The 17051-nt window shown below is 38.3% G+C and carries 16 protein-coding genes, 2 pseudogenes and 1 riboswitch; of the genes and pseudogenes, 12 read left to right on the top strand and 6 right to left on the bottom strand.

The features are described 5' to 3' along the window. Window positions 1–393 precede the first annotated feature (393 nt). Together BW986_RS24105 and BW986_RS24100 are read left to right on the top strand one after the other, a co-directional pair. Window positions 394–852 (top strand): annotated as a pseudogene (locus BW986_RS24105) (NUDIX hydrolase). Window positions 853–1037: 185 nt separating this feature from the next. Beyond that, window positions 1038–1301: a hypothetical protein gene (locus BW986_RS24100; protein WP_076371548.1), complete on the top strand. Its 264-nt coding sequence runs from the start codon at window positions 1038–1040 to the stop codon at window positions 1299–1301. A 158-nt stretch (window positions 1302–1459) separates the two neighbouring features. Here the strand turns inward: BW986_RS24100 and BW986_RS24095 are convergent, their stop codons facing one another. Then, window positions 1460–1879: a MerR family transcriptional regulator gene (locus tag BW986_RS24095; protein ID WP_076371546.1), complete on the bottom strand. Its 420-nt coding sequence runs from the start codon at window positions 1877–1879 to the stop codon at window positions 1460–1462. A 227-nt stretch (window positions 1880–2106) separates the two neighbouring features. Between BW986_RS24095 and BW986_RS24090 the strand changes: the two genes are divergently transcribed. The 4 genes from BW986_RS24090 to BW986_RS24080 all read left to right on the top strand — a co-directional run bounded on the left by BW986_RS24090 (window position 2107) and on the right by BW986_RS24080 (window position 5779). Continuing rightward, the gene (locus BW986_RS24090) at window positions 2107–3285 is read left to right on the top strand and encodes an MFS transporter (protein ID WP_076371544.1); all 1179 of its coding nucleotides are present in this window, start codon (window positions 2107–2109) and stop codon (window positions 3283–3285) included. 131 nt (window positions 3286–3416) lie between these two features. Beyond that, complete coding sequence (locus BW986_RS30930) at window positions 3417–3545, top strand: hypothetical protein (RefSeq protein WP_260320958.1); 129 nt, start codon at window positions 3417–3419, stop codon at window positions 3543–3545. A gap of 197 nt (window positions 3546–3742) precedes the next feature. Next, window positions 3743–4594, top strand: coding sequence for an aldo/keto reductase (locus BW986_RS24085; RefSeq protein WP_076371542.1), 852 nt, complete (start codon window positions 3743–3745; stop codon window positions 4592–4594). Window positions 4595–4768: 174 nt separating this feature from the next. Then, complete coding sequence (locus BW986_RS24080) at window positions 4769–5779, top strand: zinc-binding dehydrogenase (RefSeq protein ID WP_076371540.1); 1011 nt, start codon at window positions 4769–4771, stop codon at window positions 5777–5779. 330 nt (window positions 5780–6109) lie between these two features. Here the strand turns inward: BW986_RS24080 and BW986_RS30415 are convergent, their stop codons facing one another. Further along, the gene (locus BW986_RS30415; RefSeq protein WP_179086155.1) at window positions 6110–6277 is read right to left on the bottom strand and encodes a hypothetical protein; all 168 of its coding nucleotides are present in this window, start codon (window positions 6275–6277) and stop codon (window positions 6110–6112) included. Window positions 6278–6322: 45 nt separating this feature from the next. Here BW986_RS30415 and BW986_RS30925 point away from each other — a divergent pair. After that, window positions 6323–6481: pseudogene (locus tag BW986_RS30925) on the top strand (recombinase family protein); the annotation flags it as partial. Window positions 6482–6703: 222 nt separating this feature from the next. On the opposite strand, the gene BW986_RS24070 reads toward BW986_RS30925, so the two are convergent. Beyond that, on the bottom strand, window positions 6704–7615 hold the full coding sequence (locus BW986_RS24070) for a LysR family transcriptional regulator (RefSeq protein ID WP_076371538.1): 912 nt from the start codon (window positions 7613–7615) through the stop codon (window positions 6704–6706). A 694-nt stretch (window positions 7616–8309) separates the two neighbouring features. Here BW986_RS24070 and ggt point away from each other — a divergent pair. Further along, window positions 8310–10385, top strand: a complete 2076-nt coding sequence (gene ggt, locus BW986_RS24060; RefSeq protein ID WP_076371534.1) for a gamma-glutamyltransferase — start codon at window positions 8310–8312, stop codon at window positions 10383–10385. 149 nt (window positions 10386–10534) lie between these two features. Here the strand turns inward: ggt and BW986_RS24050 are convergent, their stop codons facing one another. Continuing rightward, complete coding sequence (locus tag BW986_RS24050) at window positions 10535–11437, bottom strand: LysR family transcriptional regulator (protein WP_076371530.1); 903 nt, start codon at window positions 11435–11437, stop codon at window positions 10535–10537. A gap of 123 nt (window positions 11438–11560) precedes the next feature. Between BW986_RS24050 and hutG the strand changes: the two genes are divergently transcribed. The 4 genes from hutG (at window position 11561) to BW986_RS24035 (ending at window position 15568) form a co-directional block, all read left to right on the top strand. After that, window positions 11561–12517: a formimidoylglutamase gene (gene hutG, locus BW986_RS24045; RefSeq protein ID WP_076371528.1), complete on the top strand. Its 957-nt coding sequence runs from the start codon at window positions 11561–11563 to the stop codon at window positions 12515–12517. A gap of 290 nt (window positions 12518–12807) precedes the next feature. Further along, complete coding sequence (locus BW986_RS30410; protein ID WP_153246094.1) at window positions 12808–12963, top strand: hypothetical protein; 156 nt, start codon at window positions 12808–12810, stop codon at window positions 12961–12963. Window positions 12964–13023: 60 nt separating this feature from the next. After that, complete coding sequence (locus BW986_RS24040; protein WP_076371526.1) at window positions 13024–13692, top strand: SOS response-associated peptidase; 669 nt, start codon at window positions 13024–13026, stop codon at window positions 13690–13692. A 262-nt stretch (window positions 13693–13954) separates the two neighbouring features. Beyond that, window positions 13955–14062: riboswitch (SAM riboswitch) on the top strand. 189 nt (window positions 14063–14251) lie between these two features. Then, entirely contained in the window at window positions 14252–15568 is a 1317-nt protein-coding gene (locus BW986_RS24035) for a Na+/H+ antiporter NhaC family protein (protein ID WP_076371524.1), read from the top strand. Between the two features lie 220 nt (window positions 15569–15788). Here BW986_RS24035 and BW986_RS24030 read toward each other — a convergent pair whose 3' ends face one another. Both BW986_RS24030 and BW986_RS24025 read right to left on the bottom strand, forming a co-directional pair. Then, a complete protein-coding gene (locus tag BW986_RS24030; RefSeq protein WP_260320957.1) occupies window positions 15789–16334 on the bottom strand; it encodes a chromate transporter in 546 nt (181 codons plus the stop codon). Window positions 16335–16381: 47 nt separating this feature from the next. After that, the gene (locus tag BW986_RS24025; RefSeq protein WP_260320956.1) at window positions 16382–17011 is read right to left on the bottom strand and encodes a chromate transporter; all 630 of its coding nucleotides are present in this window, start codon (window positions 17009–17011) and stop codon (window positions 16382–16384) included. Window positions 17012–17051: the final 40 nt, after the last annotated feature.

Raw genomic sequence — 17051 nt, 5'->3', positions numbered from 1 at the left:
GTACGTAAATTAAGGAAGAAGGTTGAACGATTTTGATTAATACAGTTTTTCATATGTTCTTCTCGGTATAATAGTTTTCTACGCCTTGGAATGGGCAGCTGTTGGTTCAGGTTTTAAGGTACTAATTGGTGGGGCTTTTGGTTTACTTTTATATATAGCTGTTCATTTTAGTAAGAACCAAAAAATAATGAGTGATATGGAAGAGCACTATGACAGGCAATAAATATTATTTCAATACCCTAACAGGTGCCTTACTTTAATAAGGGAGTTGCTTTGGTAGCTCTTTTTCTTATGGAACTAACGGGGCAGGTTAGTGGTAGTAGAAGGTAATCAGGTGTTAATTAGAGAAAAAGGTAGTAATAAATATAAAATTAAATACTTGAGGAGAAAAGGATGGCTCATAATGGGATAGTTTTAGTAGTTAGTGTATCAATATTCAGAGATGATGAAGTCTTAATAATTAGAGAAAATAAACCAACTGCTATTGATAAGTAGAACTTTCCAAGTGGACGCATTGAATATGGTGAAGACATTCTCTATTCAGCTCGTAGGGAGGTAAAAGAGGAAACAGGCTTTGATGTAAAACTTAATGGTACAACGGGTGTATATAATTTTATCAGTAGTACAAACAATCAAGTTATTCTATTTCATTTTACTGGTGAGGTTAATGGTGGTTCATTAAATCTTGAAGAAGATGAAATTTTAGACAGTAGATGGATTAAGGTGAATGACCTTGTAAAATTTGATAATGAAGTACTACGTGAACCCAGGGTACTAAAGCAAATAATAGATAACTTATTAAAAGAGAAGGTACATTCAATTAGTATTTATAATGAACAACTAAGTAAATAATTCTTATTAAGCTAACAGTCCTTTACTTCATTACCAGGAGCTGATCAGCAGCTCCTTTTCTTATGGCACTAACGGGGCAGGTTAATTTAATAAGAAGATAAAAATAAGGAAAATGATTCCAAATGTTATGCTATTATGAAACTAAAACTATTAATAAACTATAAAAATAGTAGGATGTGTAAAATATGGTTGAATATAAAGGTGGTAAAGAATATTGGAACGGAAGTGAGTGTGATTATAATTTTGTATCTCGTACATTAGCAGATAGTTACCCTCAAGATTATGAGCGATATATAAATGAATCAATGGAATTCATAAAAAAACATACAGTTCTCCTCTGCTCGACTTGCCATTATAAGTGGGTACATAATGAAACTCATATATCTACCGCACAATGTCCTTCCTGTAAATCATTGGAGTTAAAAATTATAAGCCTTAATAAGAGTTGAATACGTACTTTTGTAATCGTGCAAGAGTAACAAATCAAGCTGTCATTTTGGCAGCTTGATTTGTTTCACTAACGGGGCAGTTTAGTTTAAGTGCAATATTTCACAAATTAAAAGCTGAGGCGCCTTATAGTACCTCGGCTTTTAATTCAAAATTTTATTTAATGAACACCAGGAATATTATTTTTTTCCCATTCACCAGGATTAGTGTTATCAGGAATCACCTGATTTATAATATCTCGGTAATGCTTTTCTTTATTTGTTATAAATTCTACCATTAACCTAGCTTCCTCTAATTGGGCTAGCGCCGCCTCCTTAGTCTTCAGTATTATTTCATAGCGTTCTAAGATGGACGAATCGCCTTCCGAACATAAATCTACATATTTTTTGATATCTTCAACAGACAATCCGCATTTTTTTAATTTTTTGGCACCTATAAGCCATTTCATGGAGTCTTCATCAAACACACGATTATTATTCTTATCACGCTTTAAATTTGGAACTAATCCCTTATCGGTGTAGTAGCGAACAGTATGTTCGGTCAGTTCAAGTAGTTTAGCCACTTCCTTTACAGTATACATATTTATACCTCCTTAAAAAAATAAAAAAAATAGAAATATCTTGCTTTCGTGCTACACGAAGGTGGTAGGGTTATAATACTTCAAGTTAATGAAATTGTAAATTCCAATAAGGAACTTACTAATGAAAGTGGATAGCAATTGAATTTGAACTTGATATTTAATTTTTAAAAAATGGAGGGAGCTATATTGCATAAAATAATTACTAATTGGAATAGGAGAGGATCTTTTTGTTTAAACGAAATAATTTAATTATATTAATTTTATCTTTGGGGATTTTTGGAATCATGAACACTGAAATGGGTGTAGTCGGCATACTTCCTTTAATTGCTGATCACTATGGGATTTCAGTTACTCGGGCAGGTTTGTTGGTGAGTGTGTTCGCACTTGTGGTGGCAGTATCAGGTCCAATAATGCCAGTACTATTTTCTGGATTTAATCGTAAAAAGGTGATGCTTATTTCATTGGGCATTTTCGTATTGGGTAATATCGTCTCCATATTTGCTTCAAGCTTTAATATTGTTTTGATTGCCCGTGCCATTCCGGCTATTTTCCATCCAGTCTATTGTTCATTGGCGCTGACGATAGCAGCTATGTCGGGTAATCAGGAACAAGCTCGTAAAGCAATTTCTACAGTCATTATGGGAGTCTCTGCAGGAATGGTACTAGGTGTGCCAATCACGACTTTTATTGCAAATGCTACTTCAATTGAAATGTCACTTACATTTTCTGCTGTCGTGAACGTAATTGCATTTTTGGCGACATTGTTGTTTGTCCCTTCCATGCCTGTACAAGAAAAAGTGTCCCACGGAGCACAATTAAGTGTATTAAAAAGGCCTCTTACTTGGTTAGCGATTGTAACAATTATTTTTATGTCTGCTGCCGTGTCTGCGCCAAATAGTTATCTGGCTGAATATTTAGGAGAAGTTACTCATGTTTCCGGTCAAACTTTAAGCATCATGTTATTGTTATTTGGCGTTGCAAGTATCTTAGGAAACCTATTAGCCGGAAAGCTGCTTTCCAAAAATGCGATGAAGACTGCTGTATTTTACCCTATTACAATGGGAGTCATATATGTTATTTGGTACTTCACTGGGGAATCGCTAGTTTCTATGGTAATCATTATGGCACTCTTCGGGATTATGTTTTCCATACAAAATAATATTAATCAATATTGGATTACCTCAGCTGCTCATGAAGCACCGGAGTTAGCAAACGGGTTATTTGTGTCCTGTTCCAATTGGGGAATAAGCAGTGGTACTGCAATTGGAGGGTTATTGTTATCAGGTATGGGAATCAAATACATCTTATGGGGAGGAATACTTTTTCTCATTTTGAGTTTGGTTTCTATTTTGCTTAGAAGTTTCCTTTATAGTGCACGCAGACATTCTGTCAGTAAGGTTATTTAATAAGTAATAAAAGCAGATTATTAGAAAAAATGGGCTATGAGAAGTGTAAATACCAAGCCTTTCTAATAATTTCTGCTCTTATAAATTAATTTAAAAAATGTCAGGAAAAACTGGAACTATGGGGTTCAGTCATGGGGATGGGCCTACCTGGCTCTAGTAAAATCGAACGAATTAAAGAGAACTTAGGCGTAGCTGACGTTTTCCTTACGAAGGAAGAATTTGACCAAATAGAATCTCAGTTGGTAAAAGCACGGGAATAGAACAGATGAAGATATTGCTAAGTTAAGATCTTTAAAATAAATAAAAAATGAAAATTTCATTATTGACTTCGTGTTACTCGAAGGTTATATATTTTATTATTGTTCAAGGATCAAAATTAAATACCCATTATGAGTTATGTAAAGTATGAGGGATTTATTTCAAGGAAAAACAAAGTATAAAAATAGGAGGATTTCATATGCAAAAGGTTATTTTAAATAATGGTGTTGAAATGCCTATACTTGGCTTTGGTGTTTGGCAGATTCCAGATGCAAATGAATGTGAACAGGCAGTTTACGATGCACTCATGGCTGGCTATCGTCTGATTGATACCGCAGCAGCTTATGAAAATGAAGAAGCTGTCGGCAGAGCAATCAAACGTAGTGGCGTGCCAAGAGAGGAAATCTTTATTACAACAAAACTTTGGATTCAGGATGCCGGTTATGAGAGTTCAAAGAAAGCATTCGCAAAATCACTGGAAAGACTGCAATTGGATTATTTGGATTTGTATTTAATTCATCAGCCATTTGGTGATGTATATGGCTCTTGGCGTGCGATGGAGGATTTATACGCACAAGGGAAAATTAGGGCAATCGGAGTGAGTAATTTCGAACCCGATCGTCTAGTAGATTTGATACTCCATAACGAAATAACTCCTGCTGTAAACCAAATAGAAACACATCCTTTCTTCCAACAGCTAGAGTCTGCTCAAGTTATGAAGGAGTATAATGTTCAACATGAGTCATGGGGACCTTTAGCACAAGGTAAAAATAACATTTTTCAGAATGAGGTTTTAGTATCCATAGCTGAAAAATATGAAAAATCAGTTGCTCAGGTGATTTTACGCTGGTTCACACAAAGAGGAGTCGTTGCAATTCCAAAGTCTACTCACAAAGAGAGAATAATTGAAAACTTCAATATCTTTGACTTTGAAATAAGTGGAAAGGATATGAACGCAGTTGCGGCAATAGATACGAAAGAGAGTTTAATTCCTTCGAAAAGAGATCCTAAAGTCGTGAAACGATTTGCGAACTGGATATTTGATATTTAATTCATTTAAAAAAAGTATAAGGAATACTCCAAGATATTAGACAGTTCTTCCCTAAACTTTATTGTAATGTACTGGTACTACTTTGGTTTTAGATAATATAAAAAGGCTCAAGGGAAACTTATTTCATTCTGTTTTATGCCTTGAGCCGAAGGCGGAAGGAATGGGTATAATCATATGAAGGCAATGATGTTAAGAGAAATAGGTGGGCCAAATCAACTGAAACTGGAAGATGTAGAAATGCCTAAGCCTAGTTTGAAAGAGGTCGTTGTGCGATTAAAAGCGGCAGCTCTTAACCGACGGGATTTAATGGTCGTACATGGGCTATATCCTGGTATTAAGCTGCCGTCTATTCTCGGTTCCGACGGTGCAGGAGAAGTTGTTGAGGTTGGAGGCGAAGTCGAGGATGTCTTAATTGGTGACGAAGTGATTATTAATCCTGGTCTAAACTGGGGGAACGATACGAGCAAAAAAAGAGCTGGCTTCACAGTTCTTGGCAATCCAATTGATGGAACTTTTGCCCAATATGTAAAGGTGCAAGTGGAAAATGTCTATTCGAAACCGTCCCATCTATCTTGGGAAGAAGCGGCAGCACTCCCACTTGCTGGTTTAACTGCCTACCGTGCTCTTGTGACGAAAGGTAAAGTGAAAAATGGCGAAACCGTTCTGATACCTGGCGTTGGCGGAGGCGTAGCCACCTATCTCGTTCAGTTTGCAGCAGCACTAGGGGCGGAAGTTTTCGTAACATCCAGCAAAAAAGAAAAGATCGAAAAAGCAAAAAGATTCGGTGCAACCGGAGGTGTTCAATACACATCAGATGATTGGTCGGAGGAACTGGAGAAATTAACGGGCGGTATTGATCTATCCATCGACAGTATTGGTGGCGAAGTGTTCAAAACACTGATATCACTTGGCAAGATTGGTAGCAGAATCGTCAGCTTCGGTGCAACGAGAGGCCCAGTACCGAATCTCCTCCTGCCAAGCATTACTGTAAAAGAAATGTCTCTGATAGGCTCAACGATGGGAAGCCCGCAAGATTTTGCCGAAATGGTGAAACTCGTAGAGGAACACGAAATTCACCCTATATTGGACGAAACTTTTTCGTTGGGGCAGGTATCCGAGGCACTGTTCAGAATGGAAAAGGGAGAAAACTTCGGGAAAATCGTTTTGACCATTCCACAAGATTAACGAATTATCCAGAATATAGATTTGGTATTAGTGAAATATAAACCAAGTGACAAACAAATTATTCTTTAAGAGATAATAAAATGAAAACGTTAGTTCTTATTTTTCACCCAGACTTAACTGCTTCTCGTGCAATAGACCTTTGACGGTAGAAATGGAGAAGCAAGCCAATGTTACTGTTCACCGTGTTTATGAGGCTTACACCGATGAGAAGATTAATGTCGTATCCTAGCGGAGTTTAATAGAGCAACACGATCGTAACATTTTGCAATTTCCTTTCTACTGGTAAAGCACACCTACGTTGTTATAACAATGGTAGGATTAAGTCGTTACCTACGGCTGGGCTTTTGGAAGTAATGGAGAAAAGCGGCATGGAAAAGCATTGCTTATTGCCGTTACAACTGGTGTAGCTAAAGAAGGATATTCACCAGAAGAGGATGTTAAATACACCATCTCAGAGTTGCTGTGACTTCTCCAAGCATCCAATAACTTGATTGGCACACGCTATTTGACACCTTATGTACTATACGGTGTGGCTCAGACGAGGTACAAATCCTTTCCTGGATGGCGGAAGAGGAGAGGGACCGTATACGAAAACGGCAACGTGAAGGAATTGATGTGGCTTTGCAAAATGGTGTGCCCTTCGGTCGGCCGAAAGCTACTGTAGCAGAAGAGTTTAAACAAGTCTATGATTTATGGAAATCCCTGCCGGTATGGAGAGTCTGCTAATTTAAGGTTTTAATAAGTTAAGGAAGCTTCCCGCCCATCTCAAATAAGAAGTTTAAGAGGTGGAATTATCCAATATTAAAAGCCCCGTTTCTCAGTGCCACAAGAGGAATGGGGCTTTTTTAATACCGATTAGCATGCTTCTTATTCTAATCGACCCTTTTTCACCCTGGGTCGCTTCCGGTTTTTTAAACAAGATACTCATATATCGCTAAAAGCATGATCATTTTTTAACGTATTCAAAATATACTTTGTCAGATTTGATGCATCCGTGTTTTTCCAAACTGCCGATATGGAACTTGATAATTCCGAGTTATCGATGTTCAAGGCTTTGACTTGGCGTTTTCCCAACAAACTCACCATATCTTCCGGCATGAGGGCTACGCCTAAGTTATTGGATATTAGATTGGCGATCGTCAGTAATTCAGAGCCTTTACATAACTCTTTAGGTGAAAATCCAGCAGTCAGACAAGCCTTTTCCAAAAGGAATTGAAGGGAGTGTGCCTGGACGGCATCATAATGGATAAAAGGTTCGTCTTTTGCTTCGTATAAATGTATAGCATCTTTTTGGGCTAGTGGATGATCAATGGAGACGACTAATTGTAAAGGGAACCTCATGAATTCAATCATGCTTAATCCTTCATTGGCAATGATGTTACTGTGAATGGGCGTCCGGATGAAACCGATGTGATAATTTTGTTGGTTTAAGAGTTTCACTGCCCTTGAAGATGTTGTTTCATGCACGTAAAATTCTGTCTCCGGGTATTCCCCCACTATCTTTTTCAATAACTTCGGGATATATATACTGGCTGCAGAAGGGACGGTAGCAATCTTCAGTTTAGGCTTGGGGATAGCTTTATTTTCAACTATGTAATTCACTGTTTTCTCAATATCTTCAAAGGAAGGAGCTAGTTTTTTATAGATGTATTCTCCTTCGTCCGTCAATGTAATTTTTCTTGTCGTTCGATTCAATAGTTTAAAGCCTAATTGTTTTTCGAGGGATAAAATCTGTTGGCTAAGTCCGGGCTGGGAAATATGCAGGGTTTTGGAAGCCTCACTGAAACTAAGATGGTTAGAAACCTCTATGAAATAGCGGAGGGATAGGAAATTCAAACAATCACCCACTTCAGTTGGATTTGAAAATACAAGGCTAAAACCGGCTGGTAAAAGAAAGGGTGGACTTTTAATTCCCTCTCTAACAAAAGCTGGAAATAACGATTAAAGGATAGAAATGCTAGGATGTTGATTTTATAACATAGTCTTATAAGTTTATAACAATAATATATTTCTAAATTGGAAGAGTCAATATTATCCTTAAAGAAAGGAAGAAAAGGTAATAAAAGGTAAAATATCCCTATTAAATAGCTGATTTTTCTTGTTTTTAATAGGTGTTATTACACATTTATGCTTGTTGTTTTGATTTATATAAAACTTTTTTATGTATTACTAGTGCCTTTGGAGGGTGTTCCTAATTCTGTTAAAAAAGGGAAAGTGAGGTTGTGGGCAGAATAATAACATTATAATTTTTTGCAGTTGATGAAAACACATGAGGTGGAGTTTTTTTAACAAATTTATAAGTGTTTTTTTTATTGATTATGATTTTGAGGTTAACCGGTATTATCTCGGCAATCGGGAGGGGAGGGGGGGATTTTTGAAGTGAAATATCAAAGAGAGCAGGGAATGTGCCGACTGCTATTATAGCGATCGACCAGCATATTCCCACTTGCAAAAGTAGAGTCATTTGCTCGTATATCCAGTTGGCTTATGTTGAAACCCAATTTGTTTTATTTTGAAAGGAGACTAATTCATGAAATTTTTAAAAAGTTTTATTTTAGTTACTTTCAGTTTCTTTTGTATGATCACACCAGCTTTTGCAAGTGTCCCTGGAGTGGATGGGTCAATGGGAAAGGGAGCAACAAAAGGAATCGTATCAGTTTCCCATCCGTTAGCAGCCGAAGCGGGCATAAAGATATTAAAACAAGGTGGAAACGCAGTCGATGCAGCAGCAGCCATACAATTATCGCTAAATGTGGTTGAACCAATGATGTCTGGAATCGGCGGCGGTGGTTTTATCATGATTTATAATAAAAAGGAAAATAAAATAACGATGATTGAAAATCGCGAAATGGCACCGCAAAATGTTACGCCTGAACTTTTTTTAGATGAAAAGGGAAAGCCTATTCCTTTTAGTAAGCGGCACACATCTGGTAAAGCGGTTGCTGTTCCTGGAACTCTGATGGGTGTAGAGACTTCTCTTGAGAAATATGGAACATTGAAATTATCACAAGTCATAGGACCGGCCATTAAACAAGCTGAACAAGGTGTTAAAGTCAATTGGGCAACAGCACAATATATCGATGAAAATGTAACAAAGCTTAAAAATAACCAAGCGGCTGCAAAGGTTTTTGTACCAGACGGAAAGCCATTGGAAGAGGGAGACACCCTAGTTCAACCAGATTTGGCAAAGACTTTTAAGTTAATAAAAAAACAAGGTTCCAAGGCTTTTTATAAAGGTGAAATCGGGGAAGCCCTTACCAAAGAAGTTCAAAAGCGTGAAGGAACGATGACAACTGAGGATTTGCAAAACTATGAGGTGAAAGAAAGAGAGCCGATTAAATCGGAATATAGGGGATTTGAAGTGGTAGGGGCAGCTTCACCAAGCTCAGGCAGTTTGACCGTTCTACAAATCCTAGAGCTTATGGAAGGATTCGATGTACAAAAGATGGGGGCGAACACACCTGAGTATCTTCATTATCTCACGGAAGCCATGCATCTTGCTTTTGCCGATCGAGCTGCCTATATGGCAGATGAAGATTTTTATGATGTACCTACAAAAGGATTATTGGATGAAGATTATATTAAAGAAAGGCGAAAACTCATCAATCCAAATAGAGCAACAGCTGATGTCAAGGCAGGCGATCCGTGGAAGTATGAGGGCAAAGAACCCACTTCAATGAAGAAGGTAAAAGAGGAGAAAACACCGATCGGTCAAACGACCCATTTTTCTGTAATGGATAAATGGGGAAATATGGTTGCTTATACGACTACAATCGAGCAAGTATTCGGTTCGGGTATCATGGTACCTGATTATGGATTCATGCTAAATAATGAAATGACGGATTTTGATGCAACACCGGGTGGAGTTAACCAGGTGGAACCAGGAAAAAGACCAAGAAGCAGTATGTCCCCGACCTTCGTATTAAAAGATGGCAATCCCTTCATGGCCATTGGTTCACCAGGGGGAGCGACGATAATAGCATCTGTATCTGAAACGATTATGAATGTGTTTGATCATAAAATGTTAATTCAAGATGCCATATTAGCGCCACGTATTTATTCTGCTGGCTATCCGACAGTTAGATGGGAACCTGGAATTGAACAAAATACAAGGTTGGAGTTAATGGCAAAAGGCCATGTTTATGAAGAAAAACCCCAGCATATCGGAAATGTGCAAGCTGTTATTTATGATTATGAAAAAGGGAAAATGTATGGAGGAGCCGATAATACGAGAGAAGGAACTGTTCAAGGAGTGTATAATGTTTCCTATAAATCGAAAAAGCCAAAAGAAATAAAAGAAGAAAAAAAGGGACCGTTTACCTTAAAAGTGAATGGAGCCGTTTATCCTTATACGGCTGAACAAATGAAACTGATAGATGAAAAACCCTATATCCAATCAGACAAATTGTTACTTGGTTTGGGTGCAATTGGAACAGGGGACTTAGAAATATTTAAACCAGATAAAAAATCGTATCTACCTGTGTTAAGAGTAGCGAAATCATTAGGATATAAAGCAAAATGGAACGAAAAAGACAAAGAGGCACTATTGGAAAAAGATCCGGCGGATATTGAAGATCCAGACGATGATGGCAGTGTCACGAATTAATTTTGCCCTGATGAATTTTTGACTGAATTTCCTCCAGCAAGCTGTTAAAAAGGAAGTCGAGGAAAATGGCCAGAGCAATTAAATCAAACATTCCCCTTGTGCGATGTGCATATGGGGAATGTTTTTTTGTCATTACCGCTGGATTTTTTTTAGTCACCGTTCCTAACATCACTCTTAAAAAAGCTATGTATGTCCTCGATTAACCTACATACCGCAGGAGACAGATATCGATCTTTCAAATAGGCCAGGTAAACAGTCCTTTCCAAATAATTCGAATCGATTGCGCGAATTGCAGTATTGGGGGTTGCAGCGGATCTTATATAGTTTTCCGGTAAAATTGTCACCCCAAGCCCTGCTTCCACCAAACTGCAAGCCGTTTCAAGCCTTTCTATTTCGTATAGGATATTAGGAATTACATTTTCATCCTTAAATGCTCTTAAGATATCATCTCTTGTTTGAAATCCAGTTGTACTGATGATCAATTCTTTCTTTGCAATGTCTTGGAAAGTGATGGACTCTTTTTCGTTTAACTCGTCATCTTTATGGATCAAAAGCATGAATCTTTCTTTATAAAGGGGAGTGGACAAAATTTCATCGGTGTTGATGGGCTGGTTTGTGATGGTGAAATGAACATCATACCGATTTAACGAATCGAAAACCTTCTCTTCCCCTAATATTTCCCTGACTTTTAGATGAATATTAGGATAATTGATTTTAAAATTCCTGATTATCTTCGGGAACCAAAATTTGAATGATTCTATGGAACCTATTGATACTGTTCCGCTTCCAACATCCTTCATTTCCTTAAGCTCCACTTGCATATTATCGAATCTTATTAACAGATCAACAGATCTCGTATAAAAAATCCCTCCTGCTTCCGTAAGCTCAAGCCCCCTTGTATTGCGTTCCAAAAGCTGAAAACCAACTTCATTTTCTAATTTCATTATGGCATTACTTAGGGAGGGTTGTGATATATGCAGCATTTTTGCCGCTTTTGAGAAATTCTTTTCCCGGACAATGGTAGTGAAATATCGAAGTTGACGTAGATCCATATATTCTCCTTGCTATAGCTTTAAACTATAGATATATTGATTTTTTGTATTGGTAATTATATATTATCTCATTTATAATTTTAAAAAAAGATATTTCGGAATTTTTTAAATAAAGGAGAAACTATGTATACAAATCCGACTATAAAATATTGGAACGGAAGAATTGATTCCCAATCTGACATGGACAGCTTCAGATACCACCAAAGAGTACGTTTGGCACCGATTTCGGAATTAGCCATCTCTTCCAATGCATCAAGGACCTTTGGGTTGATTGGCTTCAAATGTGATGAAGGCGTCAAAAGGAATAAAGGCAGGATTGGTGCTGCAGAGGGCCCTGATCATATTAGGCAGTCATTGGCGAAATTACCCTGTCATTTACCTTCTCAAACCGAGCTGGTGGATGCTGGTGATGTAATATGTGAAGGTACAGAGATGGAGGACGCCCAATCCCAACTGGGGTCAGCTGTTACCCGTATATTGGAGAGTGAAGCGATTCCTATCATACTTGGGGGAGGGCACGAAACCCTGTATGGCCATTATCTTGGGATTAGGAAATCCATTGGACCAAAGGCTAGATTGGGAATCATTAATATTGACGCTCACTTTGATATGAGGCCTTATGAAAAAGAAAGTTCATCAGGAACGATGTTTAAGCAAATTTTGGACGAAGATAAAAGTTGTGGTTATTTATGTGTCGGAATTCAGAAGCAGGGGAATACGAAGGCACTGTTTGAAACTGCCGAGAGAAGTAAGGTCGACTACATATTGGAAGAAGATTTGTCATTGAACGAAATGGATGAAACTAAGCGGCGGATAAATGAATTCGCTAAGGAATATGACTACATTATTCTTACATTATGTACGGACGTTATTGATTCAGCCTACGCACCTGGGGTAAGTGCTCCATCGCCGTTTGGACTGAATCCGAAATTGGTCCGTGCCATTATCAGGCATATCGTATCGAATGAAAAGATCCTCTCCTTTGATATATCGGAAGTGAATCCTTCGTTGGATGAAAATAATAAAACCGTTACATTGGCAGCACATTTAATAAATGAGGTTTTACTGCATTTTAAATAATGAATGGCTTTCCTAAAATGCCATCTCCGTAATCAATTATCAGTATTGAATCGAAAAACCTTTGACAGCGCTTGACTGTCCATGAATCATTCATGGACAGTCTTTTTTACGCCGCCAATAAAAGGAGTTATGGTCCCGGGCATTGTTCGACTAACCCTTTAAAGTATAAAGGAACCTCCATACTGTCTCTTCATTAGTAGATTAACCATGACTCTGCAAGAGTTCAATACTGATACTTGTGTTTTTTTGGTTTATAATAACAAGCATCTAGCCTTTTGAGGGGGGATTCCATGAATGAATATAAAGTAACGGTAAGGAATGGCAGTACCTTAATTTTGTCGGAAATCATTAAAGCTGAAGATGAAAGAGAAGTCCTTGGCACCCTTTTGATTTCCAGTGAATTATTTAATCAGCCATTTACCGACATCAGGATTTTAGAACGTTGATTTGTACCTTCCTGTTCCATTTGATACACTGTAATAAATCTTAATACGGTAGGCGATATTATGTGTGGACGTTTCACCCTTTTCACTGACATTGAAGATATAAAAGATCGGTTTGGTATTCAGGGATCATTTGATGAGGAATACCAATTCAGCTACAATATTGCTCCCTCCCACTCCGTGCTATCCGTCATTAATGACGGGACAAGGAACCGACTTGGATATCTTCGGTGGGGACTTATTCCTTTCTGGGCAAAAGACGAGAAAGTGGGCTATAAAATGATCAATGCCAGAGCGGAAACCATTGCAGAGAAAACAAGCTTCAAGAATGCGTATAAGAAGAAGAGATGCTTGATAATCGCCGACTCATTTTATGAATGGAAGAAGACACCAGAAAGAAAAATACCGATGCGAATAAAACTGAAGAATCATGCTCCATTTGGAATGGCCGGTATATGGGAATCCTGGAAATCTCCTGAAGGCCTCAGCATCTACTCGTGCTCCGTTATAACAACCGTTCCTAATGAGCTGATGAAAAGCATTCATGATCGTATGCCTGTCATCCTTAAACCAGAAGATGAAAAAGATTGGTTGAATCCTTCAATTAATGATCCTGCATATCTGCAGCAGTATTTAAAGTCATTCGATTCGGAACAAATGGAAGCTTTTGAGGTATCGACTGATGTGAACTCGACTAAAAAAAATTCACCTAACCTAATACAACAAATTTGATGAGAGGTCATTAGACCTCTTTTTATATTAATTCCGTGCCGATTAACTGAACATGTCAAGATTTCTAAATAATCATTAAGAAGTGCATGTGAAATACTTTAAAACTAAACCTTGCGAAAATAGACAAAATGCTGTACTCTTATATTTGCTTTTCAAAACGACTTCGATGTCACTTCACAAACTGAGATGGTTTCAGCAAGTCTCCAGCCTGGTACTTTTCTGGCAGGCATCGTAATATTTGATAAATTATATAAATTTGATCTTCTTATCAAGAGAGACGGAGGGACTGGCCCGAAGATGTCTCGGCAGCGGACTTAATAGGAGTGCTGTGCCAAATCCAGCAGGCTGATTTACGCCTGAAAGATAAGGAGGGTGTTTTTTATAAATTAAAAGACCTCTTCTTGCTGTTTAATAGAAGGGGTCTTTTTTATGCCGACAGTTTTTTAGCCATAGCTCCATGACTGGAGAATCAAATTCAAATTGGTGCTAATTGCGAAAACTGTTAAAAGAATAAAAGCTATGACACATGTCATGGGAAAAATAAAAAGAGGTGTACATCATGAGTGCAAACAATAAAGGGAATCCATGGGCATTGATTCCATTTGTCGTATTTTTAATTTTATTTATAGGGTCCGGAATCGTCACTAAAGATTTTTATTCATTTCCGGTGATTGTAGCCATTTCTATTGCATCAGCAGCTGCATTGGCAATGAACCGGAAAGAAAGTTTAAATCAAAAGGTTGATATTTTCTGTAAAGGTGCCGGTGACGCCAATATTATGTTAATGGTTATCATTTTCCTTTTAGCCGGCGCTTTTGCCGAAGTTGCAAATGGCATGGGGGCAGTTGAATCAACAGTGAATCTTGCTTTAGCCGTTTTTCCGCAAAATCTTTTAATGGTAGGGATATTCATTATCGCTTGTTTTATTTCTCTATCTATGGGGACGAGCATGGGAACGATTGTAGCCCTAGCACCTATCGGGGTGGGAATTAGCGAACAAACCGATATTTCGCTTGCCTTTTCAATGGCGGCCGTTATTGGTGGTGCGATGTTTGGGGATAACCTATCATTCATTTCAGATACGACAATCGCTGCAGTTCGAACACAGGGAACGAAAATGAAGGATAAGTTTAAAGTGAATTTTTTCATCGTTTTACCTGCTGCCATCATAACATGTACTATCCTAGGAATATTAACGATGGGTGAACAAGCCGATATCACCCAAAATTCTTATAATTGGGTGAAGATTCTTCCATACCTTTGCGTATTGATCACTGCATTGGCGGGAGTCAATGTGTTCCTGGTCCTTTCCATCGGAATCGTCTTTGCCGGAATCATCGGCTTGGCTGATGGAAGTTATCAACCGTTGGGTGTCATTCAAAAAGTTGGTGAAGGAATGGCGGGAATGTATGAAATATCCTTCCTTGCCATTTTAATTGCAGGTATGGTTGCTGTAATCAAACATAATGGTGGCATCGATTATCTACTCCAACTCGTAACCCGAAATAGCAAATCAAAAAAAGGGGCGGAATTCAGCATTGCCGGGCTTGTTGGCTTGACGAACCTTTCAACGGCAAATAACACGATTTCGATTATCATTGCTGGGCCACTTGCCAAAAATATCGCTGAAAAGTATGGGATTGATCCGCGTAAATCGGCGAGCTTACTTGACGTTTTTGCCTGTTGTATCCAAGGGTTAATTCCATATGGGGCACAACTGCTTGTTGCAGCAGGGGTAGCAAAGATCTCTCCGATAAGCATCTTGCCGTATTCATATTACCCAATACTGATTGGACTTTGTGGAGTCGTGGCCATCTTGATTGGTTATCCACGTTTTCAGTCGGGAAATGATGAAACGAAGAAACGGACTTCTTAAAATGAGAATAGGAAATGAAAAACACCCTGGATCATTGGATACAGGGTGTTTTCTTTATGGGTGAAATCTTCGCACCATATGTCAGTATCAGTGTTCAAAAAGTAATCAAGGCAGTTTTCAATTTATCTGTTTGGTATTTCTTATGGTAAACAATTTTCAATAACCAAAATAACTGCTTCATTCTGGTCCAAAATGATAATGGTTTTTCGTGCGGCATTTGTCATGAATAGAGGACAACCCCAACTAAACCAGAAAGAATAATTACATAGACTGGGTGCCAGCGTAATTTCATCAGGGCAAATAACGATAATCCAAAAACGAGTAATAAGCTTATCGTATGCCATGAAAAGTTCGGGGCTATCATATGATTGGAAAGTGCTAAACTGATTGCTGCAAAGAGGATTAGACTAGTGACAATGGGTCTTAATCCATAAAACATGGATTGAATAACGGGATAATGATTCAATTTGCTGAAGAAGGTGGCTATAACGGTCACGAATATAATAGCAGGTAGCAAGATTCCGAGAGCGGATGATATGGCTCCAGCTAATCCAGCAGTCGAATAGCCAACGAGAATGGCACTATTGGCTGTGACAGGTCCTGGGGACATCCCGGAAATGGCGATTATATCGGTAAATTGTTGCGTCGTCATCCATCCATTCTGTGAGACTTCCGATTCTATTACGGGAATCATGGCGTATCCGCCTCCGAACGATACAAAGCCGATAATAAAGAAGGTGCTGAACAACTCCCACAATACCATCATTCTATCACACGCTTTCTTGAAAATTAGTTAGACCCTTTTTGATTTGACTATATGCCAGCACCCATGAAAGGTTCGAAATCATTTTCTACTTTTGTCAAATCTTTTCTGTCCAGCTTGACATCGTATCCTAATTTTCTCTTAATGGAGATTGTCACGATACCCACTACAGCTCCTGCTACTATAACTATCACAGGGTGAAGAAAGAAGAGGACTGGAATTCCTGCTAATAAAATACAGAAAGTTGATTTGTCAACAACAGCCGTTTTTCCTATCTTGATAGCCGCATAGGCGATGATGGCTACTATGGAAGCTCTGATCGATATGAATGCGGATTCTATCTTCGGATTATCCTGAATGAAAAAATACAAAATGCCTAGGAGCAGAACAATTAAAAAGGTAGGTAATGAAACACCGATCATGGCTGCCATTGCCCCCCTCATTCCGGCAATTCGATGGCCGATAAAGGTGGCGGAGTTTATGGCGACAGCTCCCGGTACGGACTGAGATAACGCAAAAACATCCGTAACTTCTTCGCTTTTCATCCATTTCCTCTTTTCGACCACTTCTTTTTCGATTAAAGGGATCATCGCAAACCCGCCTCCGAATGTGACAGGTGCTATTTTAAAAAAGGTCCAAAATAAATGGAATAGAGTTTTCCATTGTCCTTTCATTGACATCAGTCACTTCCTTTGCCGCTAAGTTTAAATCTTATTACTA

Source organism: Peribacillus simplex (assembly GCF_900156045.1).
GTDB classification, from domain to species: Bacteria; Bacillota; Bacilli; order Bacillales; family DSM-1321; genus Peribacillus; species Peribacillus simplex_D.
This window is presented reverse-complemented; position numbering and strand designations above follow the sequence as displayed.

Excerpts from the sequence above, each read along its gene's own strand:
- ggt (WP_076371534.1), top strand. The coding sequence starts at position 8,310 with ATGAAATTTTTAAAAAGTTTTATTTTAGTTACTTTCAGTTTCTTTTGT.
- BW986_RS30410 (WP_153246094.1), top strand. The coding sequence starts at position 12,808 with ATGAATGAATATAAAGTAACGGTAAGGAATGGCAGTACCTTAATTTTG.
- BW986_RS24040 (WP_076371526.1), top strand. The coding sequence starts at position 13,024 with ATGTGTGGACGTTTCACCCTTTTCACTGACATTGAAGATATAAAAGAT.
- BW986_RS24035 (WP_076371524.1), top strand. The coding sequence starts at position 14,252 with ATGAGTGCAAACAATAAAGGGAATCCATGGGCATTGATTCCATTTGTC.
- BW986_RS24025 (WP_260320956.1), bottom strand. The coding sequence starts at position 17,011 with ATGTCAATGAAAGGACAATGGAAAACTCTATTCCATTTATTTTGGACC.
- BW986_RS30930 (WP_260320958.1), top strand. The coding sequence starts at position 3,417 with ATGGGGATGGGCCTACCTGGCTCTAGTAAAATCGAACGAATTAAAGAG.
- BW986_RS24100 (WP_076371548.1), top strand. The coding sequence starts at position 1,038 with ATGGTTGAATATAAAGGTGGTAAAGAATATTGGAACGGAAGTGAGTGT.
- hutG (WP_076371528.1), top strand. The coding sequence starts at position 11,561 with ATGTATACAAATCCGACTATAAAATATTGGAACGGAAGAATTGATTCC.
- BW986_RS24080 (WP_076371540.1), top strand. The coding sequence starts at position 4,769 with ATGAAGGCAATGATGTTAAGAGAAATAGGTGGGCCAAATCAACTGAAA.
- BW986_RS24030 (WP_260320957.1), bottom strand. The coding sequence starts at position 16,334 with ATGATGGTATTGTGGGAGTTGTTCAGCACCTTCTTTATTATCGGCTTT.
- BW986_RS24050 (WP_076371530.1), bottom strand. The coding sequence starts at position 11,437 with ATGGATCTACGTCAACTTCGATATTTCACTACCATTGTCCGGGAAAAG.
- BW986_RS24095 (WP_076371546.1), bottom strand. The coding sequence starts at position 1,879 with ATGTATACTGTAAAGGAAGTGGCTAAACTACTTGAACTGACCGAACAT.
- BW986_RS24085 (WP_076371542.1), top strand. The coding sequence starts at position 3,743 with ATGCAAAAGGTTATTTTAAATAATGGTGTTGAAATGCCTATACTTGGC.